The following is a 3,192-nucleotide window of genomic DNA, read 5'->3' as shown; positions in this document are numbered from 1 at the left end:
CCCGCGCACCGCGGGCGGCGTCAGCTGTCGATGCGGGCGTCCCACTCGGCGAGGATGTCCACCATCGGGATGCCGTAGACGTACGAGAAGCACTGCGTGGTCACCGAGGTGCTGCCGCAGCTGCGGCGGTTGGAGCCGCCGTCGATCATGCCGCGGGCGTACGCCTTGCCGTCGATGACGGCGTACATCGGGCCGCCGCTGTCGCCGCCGCCCACGACGACGCCGCCGTCGTCCCGGCTGGCCCGGAAGCCGTGGCAGGTCTTCTTGCCGCAGCTCCACGCGACGTCGACGGCGCGGACCTTGGCCCCGCAGTGCTCGCCCGTGACGGCCCCCGAGGAGCAGATGTTCTGCCCCACGGCGGGCTGCTGCACCCCGACGACGGGGAACCTGTAGCGCGCGTTGACGCTCGACGCGTTCCACGGCCCGCCGAACACCGAGCCCGACGTCTCGGGCTCGCCGACCGGGTCGATGAGCTCGGCGTCGATCTCCAGGGCGCGGTTGGTGACCTTGCCGAGCTGCTGGCCCTCGCCGTCGCGCACCAGGGAGCCGATCCCGGCGTTGCAGTGCGCCGCGCTGACGATCTTGTGGTTGCCGGCGGCCGTGACGATCGAGAAGCCCGTGGTGCAGTAGTCGGAGCCGCTGCTGGTGGCCATCGCGCTGCCGGCGCTCCACGGCGCGGCGTCGTTGCGGCGGCTGACGGCGGTGGGCTGGACGCCGTCGTCGACGAGCTCGACCTGGACCGGGACACCGGCCGCGGCCGTCAGGTTCTCAGCCAGGCCGGCCGTCCGGGCGGCTGCCGAGTCCCGGCTGACCTCGACGACCAGGCCGGTGTAGTCGCCGGCCGGCATCGCCGCGACCACGGCGTCCGGGCCGTGCGCCGCCCGCTGGCCGTCCAGCAGCCGGGTGCTCGCCGCGTGCAGGTCCGCCTCGCTCAGCGCGGCCCGCGCCACGTCGACGGTCACGCCCGCGGGGACCTGCTCCGCCAGCGCGCCGACCGACGCCGGCACGTCGCCCTTCCAGGAGACGGTCACCCGCGCGGCGTCGTAGTCGACGGCGACGCCGGCGTAGCCGGAAGCGCCGGCCAGCGCCGTGGCGGCGTGCGCGGTGTGGTCCACGGCGGACTCCAGGGCGGACTCCAGGGCGGCCCGTTCCGGCCCCTGGCGAAGACCGCCGGCGGTCGCCGGAACCGAGACCACCACCGACGCGGCGAGCGCCGCAGCGGCGACCCCGACGACGATCGTGCGGTGCACCGTGCTCTTTCGTCCCATGCTGTTGGTTCCCCCTCGACGAACCCTGCGCATCACGTCCGACGCCGCGATGTCATCGTTCTCGACAGGGTGAAATGCCGCAACACAGACGTGTGGTTCGTCCGGAGCTGACGCGGGCTGACGCACGTTCAGCAGGCGGTTTGCGACCGTCTCACTGGTCCGGACAGTCCTGGACGCCCTGCTGAACGCAGCTCAGTTGGCCGGGGGTGCTCGGCGGGACGACGACGCAGCGGGGAGGGTAACGCTGACGTAGCACTGCTAGCTCAGCGTTACCCCTCCTGGGCAGACTTGTGCCCCGGCGACTCGGGTGCCCCGCGGCCGGCAGCGACGCGACCAAGGTCACGGTCGAGGGCCCGTCAGCGGAAACTATCCTCTGAGGGTGGACGACTCCCAGAAGAACCCGCGGAAGAACCGACGCGGTACCAGCCGTGGCGCCGAGAACACCGACCCCGCGATCCAAGAGGCGCTGAACGCGGTCTACAAGGAGATCCTGTCGCGCGCCCCCGAGCATGACATCGACCCCACCATGGCCCGCGTCGAGCGGGTCCTGGAGCTGCTCGGCGACCCGCACCGCGCCTACCGGACCGTCCACATCACGGGGACCAACGGCAAGTCCTCCACGGCGCGCATGGTCGAGCGCCTCGTGCGCGAGCACGGGCTGCGCACCGGCCGGTTCACGTCGCCGCACCTCACGAGCGTCACGGAGCGCATCGCCGTGGACGGCGAGCCCCTGACGCCCGAGCGGTTCGTCGAGGTGTTCGAGGACGTCGCGCCCTACATCGGCGTCGCCGACCGCGAGTCCCAGGAGAAGGGCGGGCCGCGCCTGAGCTTCTTCGAGGTGCTCACCGTCATGGCCTTCGCCGCGTTCGCCGACGCACCCGTCGACGTCGCGATCATCGAGGTCGGCATGGGCGGCACCTGGGACTCCACCAACGTGGTCGACGGCGAGGTCGCCGTCATCACGCCCGTCGCCATGGACCACGAGCGGTGGCTCGGCTCCACGATCGAGGAGATCGCCACCGAGAAGTCCGGGATCATCAAGAAGGACGCCGTCGCGGTCATCGCCGAGCAGCCCGATGCCGCGATCGAGCCCATCCTCGCCCGCGCGCACTCCGTCAACGCCCACCTGATCCGCGAGGGCGTCGACCTGGACGTCGCCGACCGGCGCATCGCCGTCGGCGGCCAGCTCCTCGACCTGCGCACCCCCGCCGGCGTCTACACCGAGGTCTTCCTGCCCCTGCACGGCGCCCACCAGGCGCACAACGCGCTGCTGGCGCTCGCGGCCACGGAGGCCCTGCTCAGCGGCGGCCGGGCGCTCGGCGCCGAGATCGTCGAGGCCGCGTTCGCCGACGTCGACGCGCCGGGCCGCCTCGAGGTGGTGCGCTCCAGCCCCACGGTGCTGGTCGACGTCGCGCACAACCCGGCCGGCGCGGAGGCGATGGTGGACGCGCTCGGGGAGTCGTTCAACCTGGAGCGGGTCGTGGCCGTCGTCGCCGTGATGGCGGACAAGGACTCCGAGGGCTTCCTCTCGGTCCTGGAGCCCGTGATCGCGGAGATCGTGGTCACCCGGAACTCCTCCGACCGGTCCGCCGAGCCGGAGGACCTGGCCGAGGTGGCGCGCGACGTCTTCGGCGAGGACCGCGTGCACGTGGCCGACCGGCTCGACGAGGCGCTCCAGATCGCGGCGGACCTGGCGGAGGCCGACGAGACGGCGGGCGCCGCCGTCGGCACGGGCGTGCTCGTGACCGGTTCCGTGGTCACGGTCGCGGACGCCCGCATCCTGGTCGGCCGCGCCTGAGCACGAGCGCGGGCCGCGCCTGAGCACGAACGTCGGCCGCGCCTGATCGCGGGCGCCCGAGGCGCCGGTCGCCCGGCACCGGGCGGAGACGTCACCCGGGTGGCGTGTAAGCCCGACCCCGCCGCT

2 protein-coding genes are annotated in these 3,192 nt (G+C 73.2%); one reads left to right on the top strand and one right to left on the bottom strand.

The window, feature by feature from the left end; all coding sequences use genetic code 11:
* Window positions 1-20: 20 nt before the first annotated feature.
* Window positions 21-1,268: a hypothetical protein gene (locus ACFWEJ_RS28105; RefSeq protein WP_377232456.1), complete on the bottom strand. Its 1,248-nt coding sequence runs from the start codon at window positions 1,266-1,268 to the stop codon at window positions 21-23.
* Window positions 1,269-1,794: 526 nt separating this feature from the next.
* On the opposite strand from ACFWEJ_RS28105, the gene ACFWEJ_RS28100 reads away from it, so the two are divergent.
* The gene (locus ACFWEJ_RS28100; protein ID WP_377232457.1) at window positions 1,795-3,066 is read left to right on the top strand and encodes a bifunctional folylpolyglutamate synthase/dihydrofolate synthase; all 1,272 of its coding nucleotides are present in this window, start codon (window positions 1,795-1,797) and stop codon (window positions 3,064-3,066) included.
* The last annotated feature ends 126 nt before the right edge of the window (window positions 3,067-3,192 follow it).

It is taken from the genome of Promicromonospora sp. NPDC060204 (genome assembly GCF_042728455.1).
Lineage (GTDB): Bacteria > Actinomycetota > Actinomycetes > Actinomycetales > Cellulomonadaceae > Promicromonospora.
Note: the sequence above shows the minus strand (reverse complement) of the source record. Positions and strands in the feature narration are given on the sequence as shown.